Genomic DNA, 1,925 nt, shown 5'->3' with positions numbered 1-1,925 from the left:
GACCCTGGCCCGCAGCTCTTCGGCATCAACCGGCTTGCGGAGAAAATCGTTCGCTCCGGCCGAGAGCCCGATGCGGACATCCTCCGGCAGGCTTCTGGCCGTCAGAAGAAGAATGGGAAGGGCCGACAGGGAAAACTGCCGGCGCACACTTCGGCACAGGTCCAGGCCCGACATGCCCGGCATCATCCAATCGGCAATGACCAGATCGATCGACTGCCCGGATTGGATCTTAGCCAGCGCCTCCTGCCCATTGCTGGCCGTCATCAACCGGTAGCCCTCGAGTGCCAGCAGATTACGCAGCACCTGAAGATTAACGGGATCGTCGTCCACCATCAGGACGGTTGCGCGTTCCGCCCCGTGATCAGGCATCTGCGGATCGGCAGGCGCCAGCGCCGCAGCCGTTTCCTCGCGGATGCGTTCCGAAGAGATGCCGGCTGCTGCGCGATCTGCCGTTTTTGGTCTTGGACCGGCGGCGGGAACGGTGAAGTGAAAGGTTGAGCCCCGTCCCAGCTGCGATTCGACCCAAATGCGGCCGCCGCTCAGCTCAACGAGCCTTTTGGTAATGCTGAGCCCAAGGCCGGTGCCGGAAGATTCGTGCCCCTCCGGCATGTCCAGCTGATCGAACGGGGTAAAAATAGCCTCCAGCCGCTCCGCCGCAATGCCGATCCCAGTGTCGGCCACTGAGATAAGCACGGCGTCGCCCCGTTTGCCGGCCGCAATCCGGATGCTTCCGCTGGAAGTATTCTTCACCGCATTGCCAAGAAGATTAAACAAAATCTGCTGAAGACGGTCCTCGTCCGTCAGCAGGAAAGGCAGATCCTCCGGCAGGCTTTCCTCCAGCATGATTCGTTTGCTCCCTGCGAGATTACGGATGATCTCCAGCACGGAACCGGTCACCGAAGCCAAATCGACGGGCTGCCTCCTCATGACGATCTCCCCGTTCTTCAGCTTGGCAAAATCCAAAATATCGTTGATCAGGAGCGTCAGCCGCTTCCCTGTCGTCATGATCAGCTTGAGATTGCCGCGCTGCTCCCGGTTCAGTTCCCCGGAGGCCCCTTCCAGCAAGGATTGGGCCATGTTGACCATTCCGTGCACGGGTGTCCGCAGCTCATGGGAGGTGTTCGCCATAAACTCATCCTTTAAACCATCCAGGGTCAGGAGCCTGCGGGACAGCTGCTCCACTTCATTAAACGTCCGGTCATAGCGCCGGGCGAGCAGGGCCGACTGAGTCACGACGAAGATCAGCATTTCTACGGGAGTAAAAACCATGCCTTCGTAGACCCCGATTAACGGGAGCAGGTTGGTGATAATAACCATGAGGATGCTGATGATGCCGAGGATCGTGAGCAGGTATTCTCCCGAATTCCGCCGCCGGCGGAGGTCCCGCAGCATGATGCCGATAATGTAGGTGATGCACAATGCTGAGAAGGCAACCAGCAAAGGTTCGATTTTGGAGAACAAAATACTGGGAAAAATAATTGCAACCGCGATGGATGCCCCGCCGAGAAACGCGTAAGAACGCATGACGATGGGATGAACACCGCTGCGTACCGAAGCGGACACAAACTTTAACAAAAAATAGTAGATCAGTGCGGATATGATCAGCTGGCTCTTCAAGACCCACTCATAAGATAGGCCCGGCCAAAAGCCTGAGATCATCTTCTCCCCGTGCAGCAGGACATAACCAATCGCCGTCAGACAAAACAACCCCAGATGCAGGGAGGCCGGCTCCTTCTTACGGATTTGCTGAAATCCGAGAAAATATAGGGCGGCGGTAAAGAATCCTGCTATCGTCATCCAGTCGGCGAACAAATACATCTCCTTGCTCTGCATAATCGCGTGCTGCTCCCCGAACAGGATCGGCGTAAATACGCCGCCGGTGGTATACAAGTAATTGGCGACCTGAACGATAATTTCGATCCGTC

Annotated in this window: 1 protein-coding gene; it reads right to left on the bottom strand. The window is 57.0% G+C overall.

Annotated elements, in window-relative coordinates:
- The coding region (locus CPT76_RS20650; protein WP_181152972.1) for an ATP-binding protein at nt 1–1,925 on the bottom strand (1,925 nt) is incomplete at both ends.

The sequence above is a fragment of the Paenibacillus sp. AR247 genome, assembly GCF_002968895.1.
Lineage (GTDB): Bacteria > Bacillota > Bacilli > Paenibacillales > Paenibacillaceae > Paenibacillus_AQ > Paenibacillus_AQ favisporus.
Note: the sequence above shows the minus strand (reverse complement) of the source record. Positions and strands in the feature narration are given on the sequence as shown.